This window comes from Stenotrophomonas sp. STEN087 (assembly GCF_056759115.1).
In genome coordinates this window covers 1-19,027 of sequence record NZ_JBRRCR010000016.1, presented here as the reverse complement: position 1 = coordinate 19,027, position 19,027 = coordinate 1, and the positions used below count along the sequence as shown (strand labels likewise).

The following is a 19,027-nucleotide window of genomic DNA, read 5'->3' as shown; positions in this document are numbered from 1 at the left end:
CCGTTATCCGCAACGCTGCTGGAAACGCCGGTTACGACCGATAGCCGTGGGGCGACCACTTGCCCCACTTCGCCTCGTACAACGCCTTGTTCTTCTCAAACAGAGCCTGTTTGGCCTCGGCCTTGAGCTTGTTGAAACTGGCGGAAAGATGGTGGTGCACGAACACGTCCTCCGCGCACAACCGCACCAGCCCTGCCTGCTCCAGCCGACGGCAGTAGTCGTCGTCTTCGAAGAAGCCCACGCCGAACTGCTCATCCAGGCCGCCGACCACGGTGTAGGCCTGCCGCGAGATCATCACGCAGAAGAAGGCACTGGTCGCGATCTCGAAACTCCGCCCGGCATTTGCCCGCGTGTACCGGCCCGCCAGCTCCACCATCTGATCCATGGATTCGTAGCTGATCTGGATCTTGGCTTCGTTGCCGATGTTGTTGGTCACCGGCCCCACCAGACCCGCATCCGCGCGACGGCGAAGCTGGTTGCGCAGGGTACGCAGCCAGCCCGGCGTCACGTAGGTGTCGTTGTTCAGCACGACCAGGTAGTCGCCGCGGGCCACATCCAGGCCTACGTTGTTGCCTGCCGAGAAACCAAGGTTGCTCTGGTTTGCGATGAAGCGCCGGTTGGCCGCGCCCTGCTCCCACTCCGCCAGGTACGCGGGGCTGTCATCGCTGGAGGCGTTGTCAACGACAATGATCTCGACGTTCTCATAGTCCGTGTTGACCTCCAGGCTGTGCAGGCACTGCTTGGTGTAGTCCAGGTTGTTGTAGGTCAGCACGACGATGCTGATCAGCGGTTCGCTGATCGAGGAGAGCGCATCATCCAGGGCCTCGGCACGGTGCAGCCAGGTCTGCCGGGCCGCGAAGGCCTGGCGCGACGCCAGCAGGCTGCCATCATCGACCTCCGCCAGTGCGAGGCGGACCTGCTCCAGGTATCCCTCGTGGTCACCTGCCAGGCGCACCAGCCCTTCAAACTGGGCCAGCTCCGGCAGATCCACTGAAACGACCGCCTTGCCCGCACTGAGATACTCGTACACCTTGACCGGGTTGGTCGCCAGGGTCAGGGGAATGACCTTGAAAGGCAGGAGGCAGACGTCGAATGCATGGAGCCAGTACGGCAGTTCGGCATACGGCACCTCGCCGACGAAACGCACGTTGTCGATGCCCTGCAGGCTGGCGGCAACGTTGGCCGTGTCACGACCGATCATCAGGACAAGCGCATCCGGGTTGTCCAGGGCAACCCGGCGCAACAGCTCTGCATCAAACCACTCTGCGATGGCGCCGTAGTAGCCAATGATGCGTCGGCCCTTCGCATCGGCGAAGACCTTGGCCGGCGGAGTGCAGAAATGAGCGTACTCGGTGGCATTGCGCACCATCGCGATGTTTCGCGCGCGCGGGCTGAGCTCGTCGTGCAACCACTGGGAAGTAACGACCAGCAGGTCCGATTGCTCGATCAGCTGGCGCTCGCCCTCCATGATGCTGGCAGCGTTGTCTTCGAAACCGCCATGGTGGTCCATGCAGTCATAGACAAGCTTCGCGTTCGGAAGGCACTGCGCCGGCTGCAGCCAATACGGGTGCTGCACGAACGACATGCAGCGAACCGACCGGGTCCATCCCAGCAACGCAGACAGGCTGGACTGGATCGCAGCCACCTGCTCACTGCCGGGCATCGCGTGGTAGATCTGCGGCGCAGTGGCCAGGTTGAGATTCACCTGGAACAGGCGACCGCTGTCATCCAACGGTTCGACCTTGAAACCCGCCTCGGAGGCGTCGACGAAATTGTTGGAGATGTAGAAGACCCGGTGCCCCTTGGCAGCCAGGGCCATTGCCAGATGCTGGGGACGCTGGACGCGGAAGTTCCAGTCAATCACAGCCCAGACGAACACGTCAGTGGAGCTGGCGTCGGCCGCAGCGAGGGTCGGCAGATGGGAGTAATCGACGAAGCCAAGCGGATCGCCCACGGTCACCTTCGGAGAAGGCGAGATGATCTGCGCCAGCCGCGCGCGGTCCGACGGATCCAGGCGCCCATTGCGCAGGGTCCGGATACCAAAGCGCGTGGCTGCCTGCACCGAGCGCGGGGCATGCTTGCCGATGTTTCGAAGCTCCTGCATGGGGCTGGAGAGAAAACGCCGGATGACACGCATCGGCCGGGTGATACGCCAGGACGTGCTCCGCTGGAATGCATCCAGTTCCTGGTCCATGGCCAGCAGGCGCAACCGCAGTCGCTGCAACTGCACGTCGGCCGGCTGTCCGTCATCCGTGCCTGCAAGCGCATCCAGCTTCGCACCTGCCGGGGCCCCCACCAGATTGACGATCTCCGCTCCCAGGCGGAGCGTCGCGCCCACGCTCTGATCGGCCTCGACGCGCGCCGCCGATGCCTGTGCGAGCAGCGCTTCGGTATCAGCCAACAGGCCGGCTCGAATGTTCCGATCCTCCTGCAGCTCATTCCTCAGCTGCACCAGGTCAGCCTGTGCATCGTTGAGGCGGTCCAGCAGGGTGCTGCCGACCAGCAGGGGCTGCAGCGCCTGCAGCGCCGACTCCAGGATCCGCGCATCGCGCGCTTCGCGTGCCACCTGCTCGTGGCTCCACGCTGGCCCGGTGGACTGCGCGGTCAGGTCGCGCACCAGCAGCCACTTGTCCAGATCCACACGCAGCTGATCCAGTGCCTGCACCTGCTCCGGTGCAGCAGGCACGTGGCTGCGCAGCGTACCCAGGTCGCCATTGAGCTGCAGCGCAAGCTGCGTTGCCGAAGTGAGAAGCGGACGCAACGGGCTGGGGGGTTCGGTACCCAGCTGCAGATCCTGCAGGGTCAGTGACTGCTCACCCAGCCAGGCAGGGTCGGCCCAGACCAGCAGCACCTGCTCGCCCGGCCAGAAGCAGGGGTGATCATTCCGCGTGTCGCGGACACTGGCATGCACCAGCACCTTGCCGTCGATCTGCTGCGGAATGTTCTCCGGCATGAAGGAGGCATGGTGCTCTTCAATGCGATGCCGCTCGCGATAGGGCAGCATCAGGACGATGCAGTGCCGGGCGCGCGCAGCAACCGTGCCGAGTACCTTCCACGGTTCGTGGAAGTGTTCCAGCGTGTTGGAGCTGAAGACCACGTCGAAGGCGGTCGCATCGGCCTGTGCGGTGGAGGCAAGCCAATCGTCGCTGATGAAACTCAAGCCCGGGAAGCGCTGCTTTGCGTCGGCAATCGCAACGGCAGAGAAGTCGACCCCGGTGAACGTCGCGCCGGGAATGCTCTGCGCTACCTCCTGGGTACCGTCGCCCAGTGCGCAGCCCCAGTCGCACCAGGTCAGGCGGCGCTGGCTGCTGGCACGCACCAGCCAGGCGGGAAGCATCTGCACGGCAAGCGCGCCAAAGAAGCGTGACTGTTCGCGTCCACCGAGATCTTCCCAATCCTCACCGAAACGACCGTTCCAGTAAGTCTTGGAATTGATTACGTCATCAGACACGAGGCAACTCCTTGAACACATGCTCGATTTTGGGTTGGTAAATGCCGAAGTGGCGAACCGGGCTGATCACCGAGAAGTACCGCACGCCTTCGATGTACTCGTAATACTCCACAACCGGCCCCGTGCGCTTCTCGACTGCAGCGACGAGGAAGTACTTGCCTTCAACCAGTCCGTTCTCGAAGGCGAACTCGATCTCCACCTCGGCACCCGCTGACCAGTGCGCCGGCGGCGTGGTGCTGCTGTCGTCCGTACTGGATACGACGATGTCGTGTCCTCTCAGATCCTTGATCGAGAACGCGACCCGGAACGACTCCGGCGCGTAATCAGGAGGCAACAGGACCCGGATCCCGATGCGGCAGCGCTGGCCCCATTCGAGCAGTTCGCAGTCGCGTTGATCACCCGCGGCCAGGGTCACGGCGCGTATCAGGCCGATCTGCTGCCCCCAGTGCGCCAGGGGCTTTTCCTTGTGAACCGTCGGCACGTCGGGCGCTGCCGTGTCCTGCACGCCAGCGTCCCCGCCTGCACGGGTTCCCTCTTCATCGTGCGCATCGACGCCCATCGATGGATGCAGCGCCTCGGGATCATCCTGGAAGATGGATTCCATGTACCGGGAGCTGACCTGCAGCACCGGCCCCAGTTCCTTCATCCCGCCGCGCTCCAGCCAGAGTGCGCGCTGGCACAGGGTGCGCACGGCGGCCACGTCATGGCTGACGAAAAGAACGGAGGCGCCGTCATCCTGGATGGCCCGGATACGCTTCATGCAGCGCGCCTGGAAGCGCGCATCGCCCACCGCGAGGGCTTCATCAACCACGAGGATGTCCGCATCCACGGACGTCGCCACCGAAAACGCCAAGCGGACGAACATGCCGCTGGAATAGGTCTTGGTCGGCTCATCGATGTACGCACCGATGTCGGCAAACGCACAGATGTCGTCGAAGCGGCTCTCGATCTCCGCGGTTTCCAGGCCGAGAAGGCGACCATTGAGGAACACGTTCTCCCGGCCCGTGAACTCGGGGTTGAAGCCAGCGCCCAGCTCCAGCAGCGCTGAGATACGGCCACGCACCTGGACATGCCCCTCGGTCGGGGTCAGCGTGCCACACAGCATCTGCAGCATCGTGCTCTTGCCCGAGCCGTTGCGCCCCATCACACCCAGCGCTTCACCGGGCGGAACCTCGAAGCTGACACCACGCAATGCCCAGACTTCCTTGCTGTGCTTGGCAGGTGCCATGCCCAGGCCACGACGCAGCGGATCCGACATCAACTGCATCAGCCGGTCAACCGGCTTGGCAAACATGTCATATCGCTTGCCCAAGCCCTCCACCCTGATCAGCGCGTCAGATGACATCGGCAAAACCCCTACGCACGTACTGGAACACGGACAGCCCGAACAGCATGATCAGCAGCCCCACAAGGTACTGCCACAGCAGAAGCCCCATGTCCGGCCAGTGGCCGAATATCAGCGTATCGCGCACCCCGTCCATGACGCCGGTGATGGGATTCAGCTCGACGACATGACGGAAGGAGGCGGGAACCGCGGTAATCGGATAGAACACCGGCGACAGGAACAGCAGCATTGTCGTGACCAGCGGCATGATCTGCCCCAGATCGCGCAGATAGACACCCAGCGCGGAGAACAGCCAGGTGCAGCCAAGGGTCGCCAGCAGCAATGGCATCATCACGACCGGGAAGGCGATGGCCGTGACAGGGACGCTGCCCTTCAGCAGGAGCATGGCGATCAGCAGCACCAACAGGCTGACCAGCATGTGGAACAGCGCGGACAACGCGGTCGATACGGGCAGTACCTCCAGCGGGAACACCACCTTCTTCACGAACTGCCCATTGGCCGTGATCAGGCCCGGCGCCTTGTTCAGGCATTCGGAAAAGAAGCCATAGACCACCAGTCCCGAGAACAGGATCAGCGCGAACTCCGACGTCAACGGCGCGTCACTGTGCGTGCCTGTCCAGCGCGAGCGGAAAATGACGCCGAACACGAACGTGTACACGCCCAGCATGAGCACTGGATAGAAAAACGACCAGGCAAGACCGATCACCGAGCCCTTGTAGCGTGCGAATACATCCCGCTTGGCCATTTCCCAGGCCAGGCTTGCCCGGGTGGCCAATGAACGCTCCGACGTGGCGGGCGCATGGGTCACTGCAGCGCCCTTTCCAGATCCAGCTGCAGGTCACCCAGATCTTCCACGCCCACGCTCAGGCGCACCAGCGCATCGCTGATGCCCAGCTGTTCGCGGCGTGCCACCGGGATCGAGGCGTGGGTCATCACCGCCGGGTGGTTGACCAGGCTTTCCACGCCGCCCAGCGACTCGGCCAGGGTGAACAGTTCGGTCTTCTCGCAGAAGCGCTTGGCCGCTTCGAAACCGCCCTTGAGCACGATCGAGACGATGCCGCCGTAGCCGGCCATCTGCTTGCCGGCCAGCGCATGCTGCGGGTGCGAAGGCAGGCCCGGGTAGATGACCTTCTCCACCGCCGGGTGCTTGTCCAGCCACTGGGCCAGGGCCAGCGCGTTGGCGCAGTGCGCCTTCATGCGCAGCGGCAGGGTCTTCAGGCCACGCAGGGCGAGGAAGCTGTCGAACGGGCCCTGCACGCCACCCACCGAGTTCTGCAGGAAGGCCATCTGCTCTGCCAGTTCGGCGTTGTCGCTGGCCACGACCATGCCGCCGACCATGTCCGAGTGACCATTGAGGTACTTGGTGGCCGAGTGCAGCACCAGGTCCGCGCCCAGCTCCAGCGGACGCTGCAGCATCGGCGAGGCGAAGGTGTTGTCGACCACCACGATCAGGCCATGGCGCTTGGCGATGGCGGCCACCGCGGCGATGTCCACGATCTTCAGCATCGGGTTGGTCGGGGTCTCGATCCAGACCATCTTCGTGTTCGGCGTGATCGCTGCTTCGAAGGCCGCCAGGTCGGTCAGGTCGACGAAGCTGAAATCCAGGCCGGCGGTGCGGCGACGCACGCGCTCGAACAGGCGGAAGCTGCCGCCGTAGATGTCGTCCATCGCCACCACGTGGCTGCCGGCGTCCAGCAGCTCGATCACGGTGGAGGTCGCCGCCATCCCCGAGGCGAAGGCGAAGCCACGGGTGCCGCCTTCCAGCGAGGCCACGCAGCGCTCATAGGCGAAGCGGGTCGGGTTGTGCGTACGCGAGTACTCGAAGCCCTGGTGCTCGCCCGGGCTGGACTGGGCATAGGTCGAGGTCGCGTAGATCGGCGGCATCACCGCGCCGGTGCTCGGGTCGGGCGACTGGCCGCCGTGGATGGCCAGCGTGGCCAGGGCCAGCGCGCGGTCGGGCGAAGAAGGGTTGGACATGTCGTTTCCTGAATGGCGCCGACGAACGGCGCCGTCAAAGGAGCGGGAGTCTATCAGCGCCGCCTTAACAAGCTTTGACGCGAATAAACCGGGATTCAGCAGGGATCGGCAGCGATCTGCGGCTTATTGCACGCGGCGGCGCAGATAGTTCAGCAAATCGATACGGGTGATCAGGCCAAGGAAGGTGCCGCCGTCCATCACGATGGCCACCTGGCCGCGGTCGAACACCGGCAGCAGGGCCTCGATCGGCGACTTCACGTCCAGCCGGTCCAGCTTGCTGACCATGGCCGTGGCGACCGGATCGCGGAAGCGGGCCTCGTCACCATAGACATGCAGCAGCACGTCGCTTTCATCGACGATGCCGACCAGCTGGTCGCCGTCCATCACCGGCAGCTGCGACACGTCATACAGCTTCATGCGCTGGTAGGCGGTGGTCAGCAGGTCGTTCGGGCCGATTACGACAGTGTCGCGCTGGCCGTAGGGGCGCAGGATCAGGTCGCGCAGGTCGCCGTGCTGCGGGCGCTCCAGGAAGCCGTTGTCCAGCATCCAGTAGTCGTTGTACATCTTCGACAGGTACTTGTTGCCGGTGTCGCACACCAGCACCAGCACCTTCTTCGGCGTGGTCTGTTCCTTGCAGTACTTCAGGGCCGCTGCCAGCAGGGTGCCGGTGGACGAACCACCGAGGATGCCTTCCTTGCCCAGCAGCTCGCGGGCGGTGTGGAAGCTCTCTGCATCGGTGATCGCATACGCCTTCTTGACGCGGCTGAAGTCGGAGATCGACGGCAGGAAGTCCTCGCCGATGCCTTCAACCAGCCAGCTGCCCGACTTGTCGTTCAGGTTGCCGTCGTTGATGTACTCGGCCAGGATCGAGCCGACCGGATCGGCCAGCACCAGCTCGGTCTTCGGCGACAGCGTGGCGAAGGCGCGCGACAGGCCGGTCATGGTGCCCGAGCTGCCGCAGCCGAACACGATGGCGTCGAGGTCACCGCCCATCTGCTCGAGGATTTCCGGGCCGGTGCCGAATTCGTGCGCGGCCGGGTTGTCCGGGTTGCCGAACTGGTTGATGAAGTACGCGCCCGGGGTCTGGTCGGCGATGGTCTTGGCCAGGTCCTGGTAGTACTCCGGGTGGCCCTTGGCCACGTCCGAACGGGTCAGGCGCACTTCGGCGCCCATCGCCTTCAGGTTGAAGATCTTTTCGCGGCTCATCTTGTCGGGCACGACCAGGATCAGCTTGTAGCCCTTCTGCTGCGCCACCAGTGCCAGGCCCAGGCCGGTATTGCCGGCAGTGCCTTCGACCAGGGTCGCGCCGGGCTTGAGGTCGCCGCGCTGTTCCGCTGCTTCGATCATCGACAGACCGATGCGGTCCTTGATCGATCCGCCCGGGTTGGCGTTCTCGAGCTTCAGGTAGAGCTCGCAGACACCGGTATCCAGGCGCTGGGCCTTGACGATGGGGGTCTGGCCGATGAGTTCGAGGACGGAGGAATGGATGGGCATTCGGAAACTTCGCTTCGCGCCACGCTGGGCCGGACAGATGATTATCCGCCGGATGGCTGCGAAAGTCAGGAGCCGCTGGCGTGCCGACCAGCGGTCGGCACCCACCAGGGCGAGGTCGGCACTTACCAGAGCGAGGTCGGCACCTGCTAGGGCAATGAGCGCCCGGCTGGCGGCCCAAGGGGATGCGGACGGCCCCGGATCGACGAGGAGACCAGTACCGCCCGCATCGGTGGACTGAGGGTATGCACGGGTGCAGGCCGTTGCCTGCGAGCCAAGGCACCACCGCCTGTGGTGCCTTGGCGCGGCCGCCGTTGCCGGCAACCGCGAGGCCATCGTTGGCCGGGTCACGCCGTTCCCGGCGCGACCGGAGCGTCAGTGCGTGGGGGACGTCGTTGCGAGCGGTGTTTCGTACATACGCAGAAGGCGTTGCTTGGCCAGCAGCTTCTCGCGCTTCATGCGACCCAGGGTGACATCATCGATCGGGAGTACACCCAACTCCGCGTCCATGCACTTCTTGTTCAACTTGCGGTGCTGGTCATGGAGTGCCCGGAACTCCGGATCACGCGCGCGACGGGCGTCGATCTCGCTCTGGGGCTGATCTTCAAACATGATGGACCTCCTTCGACAGATACACGAACGCCCCGGCCGCAAGGCACGGGGCGTTGTTCATGGAGGAGCGCCGGTCGATTGCCACATGGGTGCCCACAACGACCTGCGACACTGGCCTGCGCACGTCGGTCTGCTGCGGTTCGCGCCCTGCTTTCATCGGCCCGGCCCTCCCATCGTCCGGTCCGCGGCATTGCGTCCCGGACGATTGACCCTACGCCTGCTCCGGGCCGGGTACAAGACCCCCGCGACAAAAAGACCGAACCCCGCCGGGGCGGGGTTCAGGCTGAATGCTCAATGCAACGAAAAACAAACGAATTCAAGCAATTACGGGGCGACGATGACCTCGGCCGAGCGTGCCTTGGTGGACGCTGCCTTCTTGCCGCTGACCTGGATCCGGCTGCTGGCGACACCGGCTGAGACCAGCGCATCACGCAGGGCTTCGGCGCGCTTCTGGCCGACGCCATTGGCGCTGTCATAGGCCTCGATCCGGACCCGGCCCTTCTTGCCGATGTTCAGGTACTCGGCCAGGGCCTTGGCCTGGTTCTTCGCACCGCCGGACAGGCTGGCCGCACCGGTACCGAAGGCGTCGCCGCCGAGGGTGAAGACCTCGCCGCGGGCGTCGAACTTCGAGCCCGGCAGCTTCTGCCCGGACACCAGCTCGGCTTCCTCGCGCGCCAGCTTGGCGGCGTTCTGCTGGGCCGAGCTGAGGCGCTGCTGCTGCTTGCCAGCCACGCTGGTCAGGGCGTTCTCGGCGTCCTGGCGGGCCAGGGTCTCGGCTTCGGCGGCCTGGCGCAGGCGCTCGGCCTCCTCGGCCTGCATCTGCGCCTGCATGCGCAGCTGTTCGGCTTCCTGGCGGGCACGGGCGGCGTCGCGGCGGCTGGCTTCGATCAGCAGGTCGCTGCGGGTGCGGTCCAGGCGGTCGACCTCGCGGGCGGCCAGGGCGGCGCGCACGCTGGTTTCGGCAATCTCGACCCGGCGCTCGGCCAGGTAGGTGGCCAGTTCCTGGTCGCGGCGCTTGGCCTTGTCCAGGGTGGCAATGGCCTGCTGGGCCTGCATGCGCTCGAAGGCAGCCAGCTCAGCGGTGTCGGGATTGGCCTGGATGTTCATCAGGCGCTGGCTCAGCTGGCCGACCATCGGGTTGTCGGCGGCGACAGCCAGGGCCGGCAGGGCCAGCGCGGTGGCCAGGGCCAGGGCGGAAATCGACTTCATCGGCGGTCCTCCCCGGTCGACAGCTGGCGCTGCAGCTGGTTGACCTCGTTGCGGCGCAGCTGCAGCTGGGCCGTGGCGGTGGCTTCCTCGCTGCGGGCACGGGCCAGGTCGGCGTCGGCAGCGGCGCGCAGGGCCAGTGCCGGGGCATTCTTGCGCTCGCGGCGGTCGCCGGCGGCGCGCTGGGCCTGCTCCAGGCCCTGGCGGGCCAGGCTGATCAGGTCCGGGGCGTACTGGTCGGCATCGGCCTGGGTGGCCTTGTCCACCGCCTGCCGGGCCTGGGCCAGTTCCTGTGCGCCATCCTGCGCCCAGACGGGAGCAGAGAGTGCGAATGCAAACGCCATCACATACAGGCTGTGGCGCATTCGTGCGAAGCTAAGTCGTTTCATTGGGGAGGCCGTACCGGTTGTCGGTTCACGGCCATTGTCGTCAAGCCGACACCGTGCTTGCAACGGGCGCCGGCAGTTTCGTTGGGGAAAATTCGCAATGGATATCGGCTACTTCCTGAAGCTGATGACCGAAAAGAACGCTTCGGACATGTTCTTGACCACCGGTGCGCCGGTCTACATCAAGATCGAGGGCAAGCTGTACCCGCTCGGCAACACCGGGCTGCCGCCGGGCATGGTCAAGAAAATCGCCTATTCGCTGATGGACGAGGGCCAGGTGCCCCAGTTCGAGCGCGAGCTGGAACTCAACATGGCCATCGCCCTGGCCGATGCCGGGCGCTTCCGTGTCAATGTGTTCAAGCAGCGGGGCGAGGTCGGCATGGTCATCCGCGCCATCCGCAGCCGGATTCCGAGCATCGAAGAGCTCAACCTGCCGCAGGTGTTGAAGGACGTCATCATGACCCCGCGTGGGCTGGTGCTGGTGGTGGGGTCCACCGGCTCGGGCAAGTCCACTTCGCTGGCGTCGATGATCGACCACCGCAACAGTACGACCACCGGACACATCCTCACCATCGAGGATCCGATCGAGTACCTGCACAAGCACAAGATGTCGATCGTCAACCAGCGCGAGGTCGGCCTGGACACCCATGCCTTCCACAACGCGCTGAAGAACGCGATGCGTGAAGCGCCGGACGTGATCCTGATCGGCGAGATCCTGGATGCCGAGACGATGGAGGCGGCCATCGCCTTCGCCGAGACCGGCCACCTGTGCCTGGCCACCCTGCACTCCAACAACGCCGACCAGACCATCGAGCGCATCCTCAACTTCTTCCCGGAAAGCGCGCACAAGAACGTGCTGATGAACCTGGCGCTGAACCTGCGTGCGGTGATCAGCCAGCGCCTGGTGAAGAACAAGGAGGGCCGTCGCCTGCCGGCCACCGAGGTGCTGATCAACACGCCGATGATCCGCGACCTGCTGCGCCGCGGCCAGGTACACGAGATCAAGGCGGCGATGGAGTCGTCGCTGGAGGAAGGCATGGAGAGCTTCGACCAGTGCCTGTTCCGCCTGGCCAAGGCCGGGGTGATCGAGCAGGAGGAAGCACTGCGCGCGGCCGACTCGCGCGACGGCCTGGCCCTGAAGTTCCGCCTGTCCGAGGGTGGCAGCGGCGAGCACGATCCGTACGCGGATTTCTCCTCGCCCACCCAGACCAGCATCACCCACGGCTTCTGATGCAAAAAGGGGACGGAGGGGATTAAGTCGTTTGTGCACAAACGACTTAATCCCCTCCGTCCCCTTTTTTCTGAAGGGTTAAGGGGCGGTCTCATCCAATGAGACTGCCTGTCCGTAGGTTTCCTCAATGGAAACCATCCGCAAGCTGGCCATCCTCGCCGACGCCGCCAAGTACGATGCCTCCTGCGCCTCCAGCGGCGCGGGCAAGCGCGACTCGCGCGCCAGCGGCGGCATCGGCAGCACCGAAGGCATGGGCATCTGCCACAGCTACACGCCCGATGGCCGCTGCGTGTCGCTGCTGAAGATCCTGCTGACCAACTTCTGCGTCTACGACTGCGCCTACTGCGTGAACCGCGTGTCCAGCAACGTGCCGCGGGCGCGCTTCAGCGTGGACGAAGTGGTCGCGCTGACCCTGGATTTCTACAAGCGCAACTACATCGAGGGCCTGTTCCTTTCCAGCGGCATCATCCGCAATGCCGACTACACCATGGAACAGATGGTGGAAGTGGCGCGGCAGCTGCGCGAGGAACACCGCTATGCCGGCTACATCCACCTCAAGACCATTCCCGAGGCGTCGCCGGAGCTGCTGGCCAGCGCCGGTCGCTACGCCGACCGCCTGTCGATCAACGTCGAACTGCCCACCGAGGCCGGGCTGAGTGCGCTGGCGCCGGAAAAGACCGTGCACTCGATCCGCGGCGCGATGGGCGAACTGCGCTGGCGCATCGAGGAAGCCAAGGAAGCACGCAAGGCGCCGGCCGTGGTCGCGCCAACGGCCACCCGCAGCGCGCGCCCTCGCCCGCCGCGCTTCGCCCCGGCCGGGCAGAGCACGCAGATGATCGTCGGCGCCGACGGGGCCAATGACCAGCAGATCCTGGCCAGTGCCGACGCGCTGTACGGCAACTACCGCATGCGCCGGGTGTATTACTCGGCCTTCAGCCCCATTCCCGATGCCAGCCGCCAGCTGCCGCTGCAGCCGCCCCCGCTGCAGCGCGAGCATCGCCTGTACCAGGCCGACTGGCTGCTGCGCTTCTACGGTTACGGCGTGGAGGAGATCACCGATACCACCCAGGACGGCATGCTGGACCTGGACATCGACCCGAAGATGGCCTGGGCGATCCGCCACCCCGAGCGCTTCCCGGTGGACCTGAACCGCGCGCCGAAGGAACTGCTGCTGCGCGTGCCCGGGCTGGGCGTTCGCAACGTGAAGCGGGTGCTGATGGCGCGCCGGCACGGCCGCCTGCGGGTGGCCGACGTGGCCCGGTTGAAGGCCCCGATGAGCAAGCTGCTGCCGTTCGTGCTGCTGGCCGACCACCACCCGCGCAAGGCGCTGGATGATCCGGCGGCGTTGCGCGCACAGCTGGCGCCGCGGCCACGACAGGGCTCGCTGTTTGATGCACCGCCCGCCGCCTGACGCACAGCGCTGGTCGCTGCGGGTGAACCCGCCGTGGTCGCTGGACGCCTGGCGCGATGCCGCGCGCGAGGCGCTGCTGCGCGGCGTGGCACCGGCGCAGCTGGACTGGCTGGAAGGCAGCGAGGCCTCGCTGCTGGACGCGCCATCGGTGCAGGGTGCTCCCCTGCCCGCCGACGCCAGCGCGCCCAGCGTGCCGCGCGATTTCATGGAGCTGGCGGCGACCTGCCTGTGCCATCGCGAGCCGCAGCGCCTGGCCCTGCTGTACCGGCTGCTGTGGCGCATCGCCCATGGCGAGCGCAGCGTGCTGTCCAACCCGGCCGATGCCGACGTGCTGCGGGCGATGGCACTGGCCCAGGCGGTGCGCCGCGACACCCACAAGATGAAGGCCTTCGTGCGCTTCCGCGAAGTGCCCGGGCAGACCGATGCCTTCATTGCGTGGTTCGAGCCGGACCACCACATCGTCGAGCGCGTCGCGCCGTTCTTCGCGCGCCGCTTCGCCGGCATGCGCTGGGCCATCCTCACCCCTGGCCGCAGCGTGTACTGGGATGGCCAGGCCCTGGCCTTCGGGCCCGGTGCCCGTCGCGAAGATGCACCGGCCGAGGATGCGCGCGAATCGTTGTGGCAGACCTACTACGCCAGCATCTTCAACCCGGCCCGCTTGAATACCCGGATGATGCTGCAGGAGATGCCGGCACGGTACTGGCGCCACCTGCCCGAAGCGCAGCTGCTGCCGGGGCTGGTGCGCGATGCCGCCGACCGCGTGCAGGAAATGCACGACCGGCCGGCGCAGGCTCCGCAGCGGAAGATTCCGCAGCGACCGGCCCTGCCGCCCTCAGGACCAGGTGCGGACAGCCTCGATGCCCTGCGCCAGCAGGCCGCCGGCTGCCGCCAGTGCCCGCTGTGGGAACCGGCCACCCAGGTGGTGTTCGGCCAGGGCCCGGCCGATGCACGGGTGATGGTGATCGGCGAACAACCCGGCGATACCGAGGATCTCTGCGGCCGTCCCTTCGCGGGCCCGGCCGGCCAGCTGCTGGACCGGGCACTGTCCGAACTCGGCATCGACCGCGCCACGCTGTACCTGACCAATGCGGTGAAGCACTTCCACCATGAGCGGCGCGGCAAGGTGCGCCTGCACAAGCGCCCCGAAAGCCGCCATGTGCGGGCCTGCCAGCCGTGGCTGCTGGGCGAGATCGCGCGGGTGCGGCCACAGGTGATCGTCTGCCTGGGCGCGACCGCTGCTTCCTCGGTGTTCGGCGCAGGCTTCCAGCTGTCACGCGACCGCGGTCGCTGGCACACGCTGGAAGACGGCACCCGCGGCTATGCCACCGTGCACCCGGCGTGGGTGCTGCGGCAAGGCGACGACGCCCGGCGTGAGGAGGCCTACCGGCTGTTCCGCGATGACCTGCGGCGGATACATGAAGTCGCTGGGGATGGGATTGCAGGGCGCCTGTAGCCTGACATCTCCGTAGCGAACCCTCTCCCGCTGCGGTCGTCGGTGGAACCTACTGGACAGATGGCCGGATCAGCGACACCTCGACGTAATCCGCCCCGGCCTCCGCCGTTCTGTCCAATCGAAGGTGCACCACGCCTTCGTGCGGGCTGGCAAGGGAGGCTTCGACCCATCGAACCGTCTGCCGCCCCATGCTTCCCGAAGCAATGCCCACGCCATTGGAGTACAGCGTGTATGAGACCGGCGACTGCGGACGCTCTTCGAACTTGAAGGGGAACGTCGATCCACTGACATAGAAGCCAACCGACGTGGCGTCCGATCTGACGGGAATGGAAAGCACGGCGCAGGTGCTTCCGTCCTTGAAATCGATCCGTGCGCGCTTTTCATCCAGCGACAGGACGGCATCGGAGCGCTGGCACGCACCCGGTGCGCTGGCTCCCGCCGGCAGAAGCCTGACACCCTTCATGACGTCTGCCGCCGAGGGCAGAACGGCGGACACCAGGGTAACCAGCAGATAGACGACAACGATCCCTGCTCCACCCACCAGGTAACGACGACGGTTGCCCGTGGGGCCATCCGCATTGTCACGGGCGAACACAGACATCGCAGCGAGCAGCGACAACGCCGGCGCAATCACGACGCTGTACCTGGCCTGAGACTCGCCCGCACCGATCACCATCAGCGCGAATGCACCCACGAAGATGAGGCAGGCCAGCGGAAGACCCTCAAGCTTCGTCTTCAACACCCCTGCCACCGACAGGCTCAGACCGGCGAACACGACCAGACCCAGCCAGGGAAACAGCGCGGAATCGAACGGGATGTCACTGAGCACGCCATTGTCCAGGGAATCCGGATTGCCAGGCGGATAGTTGAAGGCTGACAGGCCGTAGTAGCCGGAACCTGCAAAAACAACCTGTGATTTTCTGAACAGATAGCCGGGCCAATCCCAGAAACCCGACGAAAACTCCGTGGACACCTTGTAGGCCGTGTTGGCGAACCGGGCTGATTCCGGGGTTGCCGTCCAGAAGTGCTCTGCCCACCTGTAGTTCACCGCAAAGTTCTGGTCGGAACTGAAGTCGATGGAGGAAAGCGCGCGCATCGGCTCGACCAGGTCGGGCAGGCCTGTCGGATTTGCCTTGTTGAAAGCAGCCGTCATTGCGAAGAAGCAGATGATCGACGCCATCGGCAACGTCACCAGGGCCAACCGTCGCTGCGCAATACTCCTGCACAGGGCCCACAGCAGCAATGCAACGACGAAGATCGTGCCGATCGATCTCAGCTGGTTTCCCAGGAACGCGATGGCGGCAATGGCCAGCGCCGAGAACAGGGCGACGGGCCACTTGCCCTCGAGCCCGGGTATGAGCAGGAGGAATGCGGCGATGGCCAGCACCGCGGCGTTGTCCGTGGTTACCAGGGTCGTGGTGAACCAATACTCTGGATACAGTGCGAGCAACAGCGTGGCGAGCGCCGCCGCTCTGCCGCCAAGATTTCGCCTGACGCCGAAGTACCACAGTAGAAGCGTCGCGCAGTGCAGGCCGATGTTGCTGACCTTGAACCACGCGTAGCCCTCGCCGAAGATGCGCCCGACAAGCGTGGAATAGAAGTACGAACGCAGCCAGTAGGTGCTGTTGTCGGCAAGATACGCGGACTGGCATTTATCCAGCCACTGCACCATCGACGATGTTGCGCCGACACCACAGCGGTAGTAGACGCCGAAATCACTTGGCTGGCTCGAGTTGAACGCGAATCCCCACGCACCCGTTGCACAGCAGGCAAGGATCGGTATCAGGATGTTCCAGCGGTCGTGCCCCAGGGGTACACGCGATCTGTAAGCCAGCGCTGCCATGACCGCGACCGCCACATAGCCCGCCAGCACGCCGTAGCCACCCAGCCCAACGCCAACGGTGAAGGCTGCCAGTGCGCCGACCAGCAGCATTCCCAACCCCCAGCTCTGTACGAGCGCGGGCAGCACCGCCAACAGCCTTTTCATTGATTGTCCTTGCCAGTCGCCGGTTGTACCGGCGGTGTGCGGCGCGCCGGAATGGCGATTCTACCTACGCACGGGTTTGCCGCGGCATCCTCCCCGGTATCGAGCGGGATGCGCGGGCAGGACAGGCAGGGACCGACGATCAGCCTGCGTCGGGCTGGTTTTCCGGGCGGGCGCGGTCGAAGGCGTCCAGCGCCTGGCAGGCCGCTTCGATGCGGCGCAGGGTCGGGTATGGCGCCAGGTCCAGACCGAAGCGGTGCGCGTTGTACAGCTGCGGCAGCAGGCAGATGTCGGCCAGGCCGGGGCGGTCACCGTGGCAGAACACGCCGGTATCCGCACTGTCCGCGAGCATCGCTTCCATCGCCGCGAAGCCTTCAGACATCCAGTGCAGGGTCCACTGCGTGCGCGCGTCGGCCGGCGCTTCCAGGCGGCGTTCGAGGTACTGCATCACCCGCAGGTTGTTGATCGGATGGATGTCGCAGGCCACCAGCTGGGCCAGTGACCGCACCCGCGCGCGGCCGACCGCATCGGCCGGCAGCAGCGGCACCTGCGGGTAGCGCTCATCGAGGTATTCAAGGATCGCCAGCGACTGGGTGAACGCATGCCCGTCATGCAGCAGGGTGGGCACCAGCTGCTGCGGGTTGAGCGCGGCATAGGCGTCGGCATGCTGCTCGCCACCGTCGCGCACCAGGTGCACCGGCCGGCCCTCCCAGGCCAGACCCTTCAGCTGCAGGCCGATGCGCACGCGGTAGGCGGCGCTGGATCGCCAGTAGGTGTACAGCACGAGGCCGTCGTCGACCGGGCCGTCGTCAACCAGGATGTCCATCGCCGCCTCCACGCTCAGGGCCTGGCCGCCTGCTCGATGCGCTGTTCGATCGCACCGAAGATGCTGTTGCCGGCGGCGTCGAGCATCTCGATGCGCACCACGTCGCCGAAGGACATGAACGGCGTGCTCGGCTTGCCGTCGCGCAGGGTTTCCACCACGCGCTGTTCGGCGAAGCAGGAAGCGCCCTTGCTGGTGTCCTCGTTGGCGATGGTGCCCGAGCCGACGATGGTGCCGGCGCCCAGCGGACGGGTCTTGGCCGCATGCGCGACCAGCTGGGCGAAGTTGAACTGCATGTCCACGCCGGCTTCCGGCGCACCGAACCACTTCCCGTTGATGTGGGTCAGCAGCGGCAGGTGCACCTTGCTGTCCTGCCAGGCAGTGCCCAGCTCATCGGGGGTGACGAACACAGGCGACAGCGCCGAGCGCGGCTTGGACTGCAGGAAGCCGAAGCCCTTGGCCAGTTCGCCCGGGATCAGGTTGCGCAGCGAGACATCGTTGACCAGGCCGACCAGCTGGATGTGGCCGGCGGCCTGTTCCGGGGTGGCGGCCATCGGCACGTCATCGGTGATGACCACGATCTCGGCTTCCAGGTCGATGCCGTACTCCTCGCTGACCACCTTGACCGCATCGCGCGGGCCATGGAAGCCGGCGCTGGTGGCCTGGTACATCAGCGGGTCGGTGTAGAAGCTTTCCGGCACCTCGGCGCCACGGGCGCGGCGCACGCGCTCGACGTGCGGGAGGTAGGCGCTGCCATCGACGAATTCATAGGCGCGCGGCATCGGCGCGGCCAGGGCCTGCGGGTCGAGGTCGAACACGCCATCGGCGTCGCCGGCGTTCAGCGATTCGTACAGGGCGTTCAGGCGCGGGGCGATGTGGCTCCAGTCTTCCAGGGCCTGCTGCAGGGTGGCGGCAATGCCGGTGGCGCGGACGCCGAGGCGCAGGTCACGCGAGACGACGATCAGGGTGCCGTCGCGGCCGCCTTCCTTCAAAGAACCAAGCTTCATGGGTGGGTGTCCGGAGTCGTGGGCAAACAAGTTTCAAGTGTAATCAAATGCGCGGGTTAGCCAAGCTGCAGCGCGGCATCCGCTCCACCCTACCGTAGTGGGGGGTTCGGCAGGGCTTGCAGCCCTGCACCTGCTGGTAGTGCCGGCCGCTGGCCGGCAACCTGAAGATCAAGAGCCGAAGCGGCATTCCGTGGGATGGCGGGGCACTGTGGGTTTGCGGGACGCCGTAAACCCATCCATGGGGGCTTGGTCGCCGCATCCATGCGGCTCACACCCCGCAAACCCACAGTACCCCGCCTTCGACAGGTTCACGCGGCTGTGGGCAACTGCTGCTTTTGGTGGGTGCCGACCGTTGGTCGGCACATCTGTCAGATATCGAAATGGATCTGGGGTCAGAGCCCGTTGCGCAGCAACGGGATCCGACCCCGTGCCGACCAACGGTCGACACCCACCAGACCAGAACGCCGTTCCGGCAGATCGCGGACAACTGTCGAAGGCGGGGTGGGGGCCGGTGAGGGGGGGGGGGCGGGCTGGGCCCCCCCCCCCCCCCCCCCCCCCCCCCCCCCCACCCCCGGCCTCGGTGGTTTTGGGGGTGCGGGGGTGTGCGGGGGGGGGGGGGCCCGCCCCCCCCCCAGCCCCCCTACCTGAAC

14 protein-coding genes are annotated in these 19,027 nt (G+C 65.9%); 3 read left to right on the top strand and 11 right to left on the bottom strand.

The annotated features are described in order from the left end of the window. Nucleotides 1–31: 31 nt before the first annotated feature. The 8 genes from ACVOK1_RS06380 to ACVOK1_RS06345 all read right to left on the bottom strand — a co-directional run bounded on the left by ACVOK1_RS06380 (nucleotide 32) and on the right by ACVOK1_RS06345 (nucleotide 10,447). Nucleotides 32–3,451 carry a glycosyltransferase gene (locus ACVOK1_RS06380; protein WP_481561470.1) on the bottom strand — a complete coding sequence of 1,140 codons (3,420 nt, stop codon included), beginning with the start codon at nucleotides 3,449–3,451 and terminating at the stop codon, nucleotides 32–34. Then, entirely contained in the window at nucleotides 3,444–4,745 is a 1,302-nt protein-coding gene (locus ACVOK1_RS06375) for an ABC transporter ATP-binding protein (RefSeq protein ID WP_481561469.1), read from the bottom strand. The genes ACVOK1_RS06380 and ACVOK1_RS06375 overlap by 8 nt, the downstream gene beginning before the upstream one ends. Nucleotides 4,746–4,785: 40 nt before the next feature. Then, complete coding sequence (locus ACVOK1_RS06370) at nucleotides 4,786–5,604, bottom strand: ABC transporter permease (RefSeq protein ID WP_406233145.1); 819 nt, start codon at nucleotides 5,602–5,604, stop codon at nucleotides 4,786–4,788. Next, nucleotides 5,601–6,773 carry a cystathionine gamma-synthase gene (locus ACVOK1_RS06365; protein WP_481561468.1) on the bottom strand — a complete coding sequence of 391 codons (1,173 nt, stop codon included), beginning with the start codon at nucleotides 6,771–6,773 and terminating at the stop codon, nucleotides 5,601–5,603. Before ACVOK1_RS06365 ends, ACVOK1_RS06370 begins: the two co-directional genes overlap by 4 nt. Before the next feature lie 123 nt (nucleotides 6,774–6,896). After that, nucleotides 6,897–8,267 carry a pyridoxal-phosphate dependent enzyme gene (locus ACVOK1_RS06360; RefSeq protein ID WP_108767639.1) on the bottom strand — a complete coding sequence of 457 codons (1,371 nt, stop codon included), beginning with the start codon at nucleotides 8,265–8,267 and terminating at the stop codon, nucleotides 6,897–6,899. Nucleotides 8,268–8,639: 372 nt separating this feature from the next. Then, complete coding sequence (locus ACVOK1_RS06355; protein WP_079220527.1) at nucleotides 8,640–8,876, bottom strand: HP1242/YdcH family protein; 237 nt, start codon at nucleotides 8,874–8,876, stop codon at nucleotides 8,640–8,642. A gap of 324 nt (nucleotides 8,877–9,200) precedes the next feature. Then, entirely contained in the window at nucleotides 9,201–10,085 is an 885-nt protein-coding gene (locus ACVOK1_RS06350; protein ID WP_406233149.1) for an OmpA family protein, read from the bottom strand. Further along, on the bottom strand, nucleotides 10,082–10,447 hold the full coding sequence (locus ACVOK1_RS06345; RefSeq protein ID WP_108767637.1) for a DUF4398 domain-containing protein: 366 nt from the start codon (nucleotides 10,445–10,447) through the stop codon (nucleotides 10,082–10,084). Before ACVOK1_RS06345 ends, ACVOK1_RS06350 begins: the two co-directional genes overlap by 4 nt. A gap of 121 nt (nucleotides 10,448–10,568) precedes the next feature. Between ACVOK1_RS06345 and ACVOK1_RS06340 the strand changes: the two genes are divergently transcribed. From ACVOK1_RS06340 to ACVOK1_RS06330, 3 genes are all read left to right on the top strand, one after another. Then, nucleotides 10,569–11,699: a PilT/PilU family type 4a pilus ATPase gene (locus tag ACVOK1_RS06340; protein ID WP_108767636.1), complete on the top strand. Its 1,131-nt coding sequence runs from the start codon at nucleotides 10,569–10,571 to the stop codon at nucleotides 11,697–11,699. Between the two features lie 127 nt (nucleotides 11,700–11,826). Beyond that, nucleotides 11,827–13,110, top strand: coding sequence for a putative DNA modification/repair radical SAM protein (locus tag ACVOK1_RS06335; protein WP_481561467.1), 1,284 nt, complete (start codon nucleotides 11,827–11,829; stop codon nucleotides 13,108–13,110). Beyond that, nucleotides 13,091–14,563: a UdgX family uracil-DNA binding protein gene (locus tag ACVOK1_RS06330; protein WP_481561466.1), complete on the top strand. Its 1,473-nt coding sequence runs from the start codon at nucleotides 13,091–13,093 to the stop codon at nucleotides 14,561–14,563. Before ACVOK1_RS06335 ends, ACVOK1_RS06330 begins: the two co-directional genes overlap by 20 nt. Before the next feature lie 49 nt (nucleotides 14,564–14,612). On the opposite strand, the gene ACVOK1_RS06325 is transcribed toward ACVOK1_RS06330, so the two are convergent. From ACVOK1_RS06325 to ACVOK1_RS06315, 3 genes are all read right to left on the bottom strand, one after another. Further along, nucleotides 14,613–16,550, bottom strand: a complete 1,938-nt coding sequence (locus tag ACVOK1_RS06325) for a hypothetical protein (RefSeq protein WP_481561465.1) — start codon at nucleotides 16,548–16,550, stop codon at nucleotides 14,613–14,615. A 139-nt stretch (nucleotides 16,551–16,689) separates the two neighbouring features. Further along, nucleotides 16,690–17,373 carry a maleylacetoacetate isomerase gene (maiA, locus tag ACVOK1_RS06320; RefSeq protein WP_481561464.1) on the bottom strand — a complete coding sequence of 228 codons (684 nt, stop codon included), beginning with the start codon at nucleotides 17,371–17,373 and terminating at the stop codon, nucleotides 16,690–16,692. A 14-nt stretch (nucleotides 17,374–17,387) separates the two neighbouring features. Beyond that, the gene (locus tag ACVOK1_RS06315; RefSeq protein WP_313179833.1) at nucleotides 17,388–18,377 is read right to left on the bottom strand and encodes a fumarylacetoacetate hydrolase family protein; all 990 of its coding nucleotides are present in this window, start codon (nucleotides 18,375–18,377) and stop codon (nucleotides 17,388–17,390) included. Nucleotides 18,378–19,027: the final 650 nt, after the last annotated feature.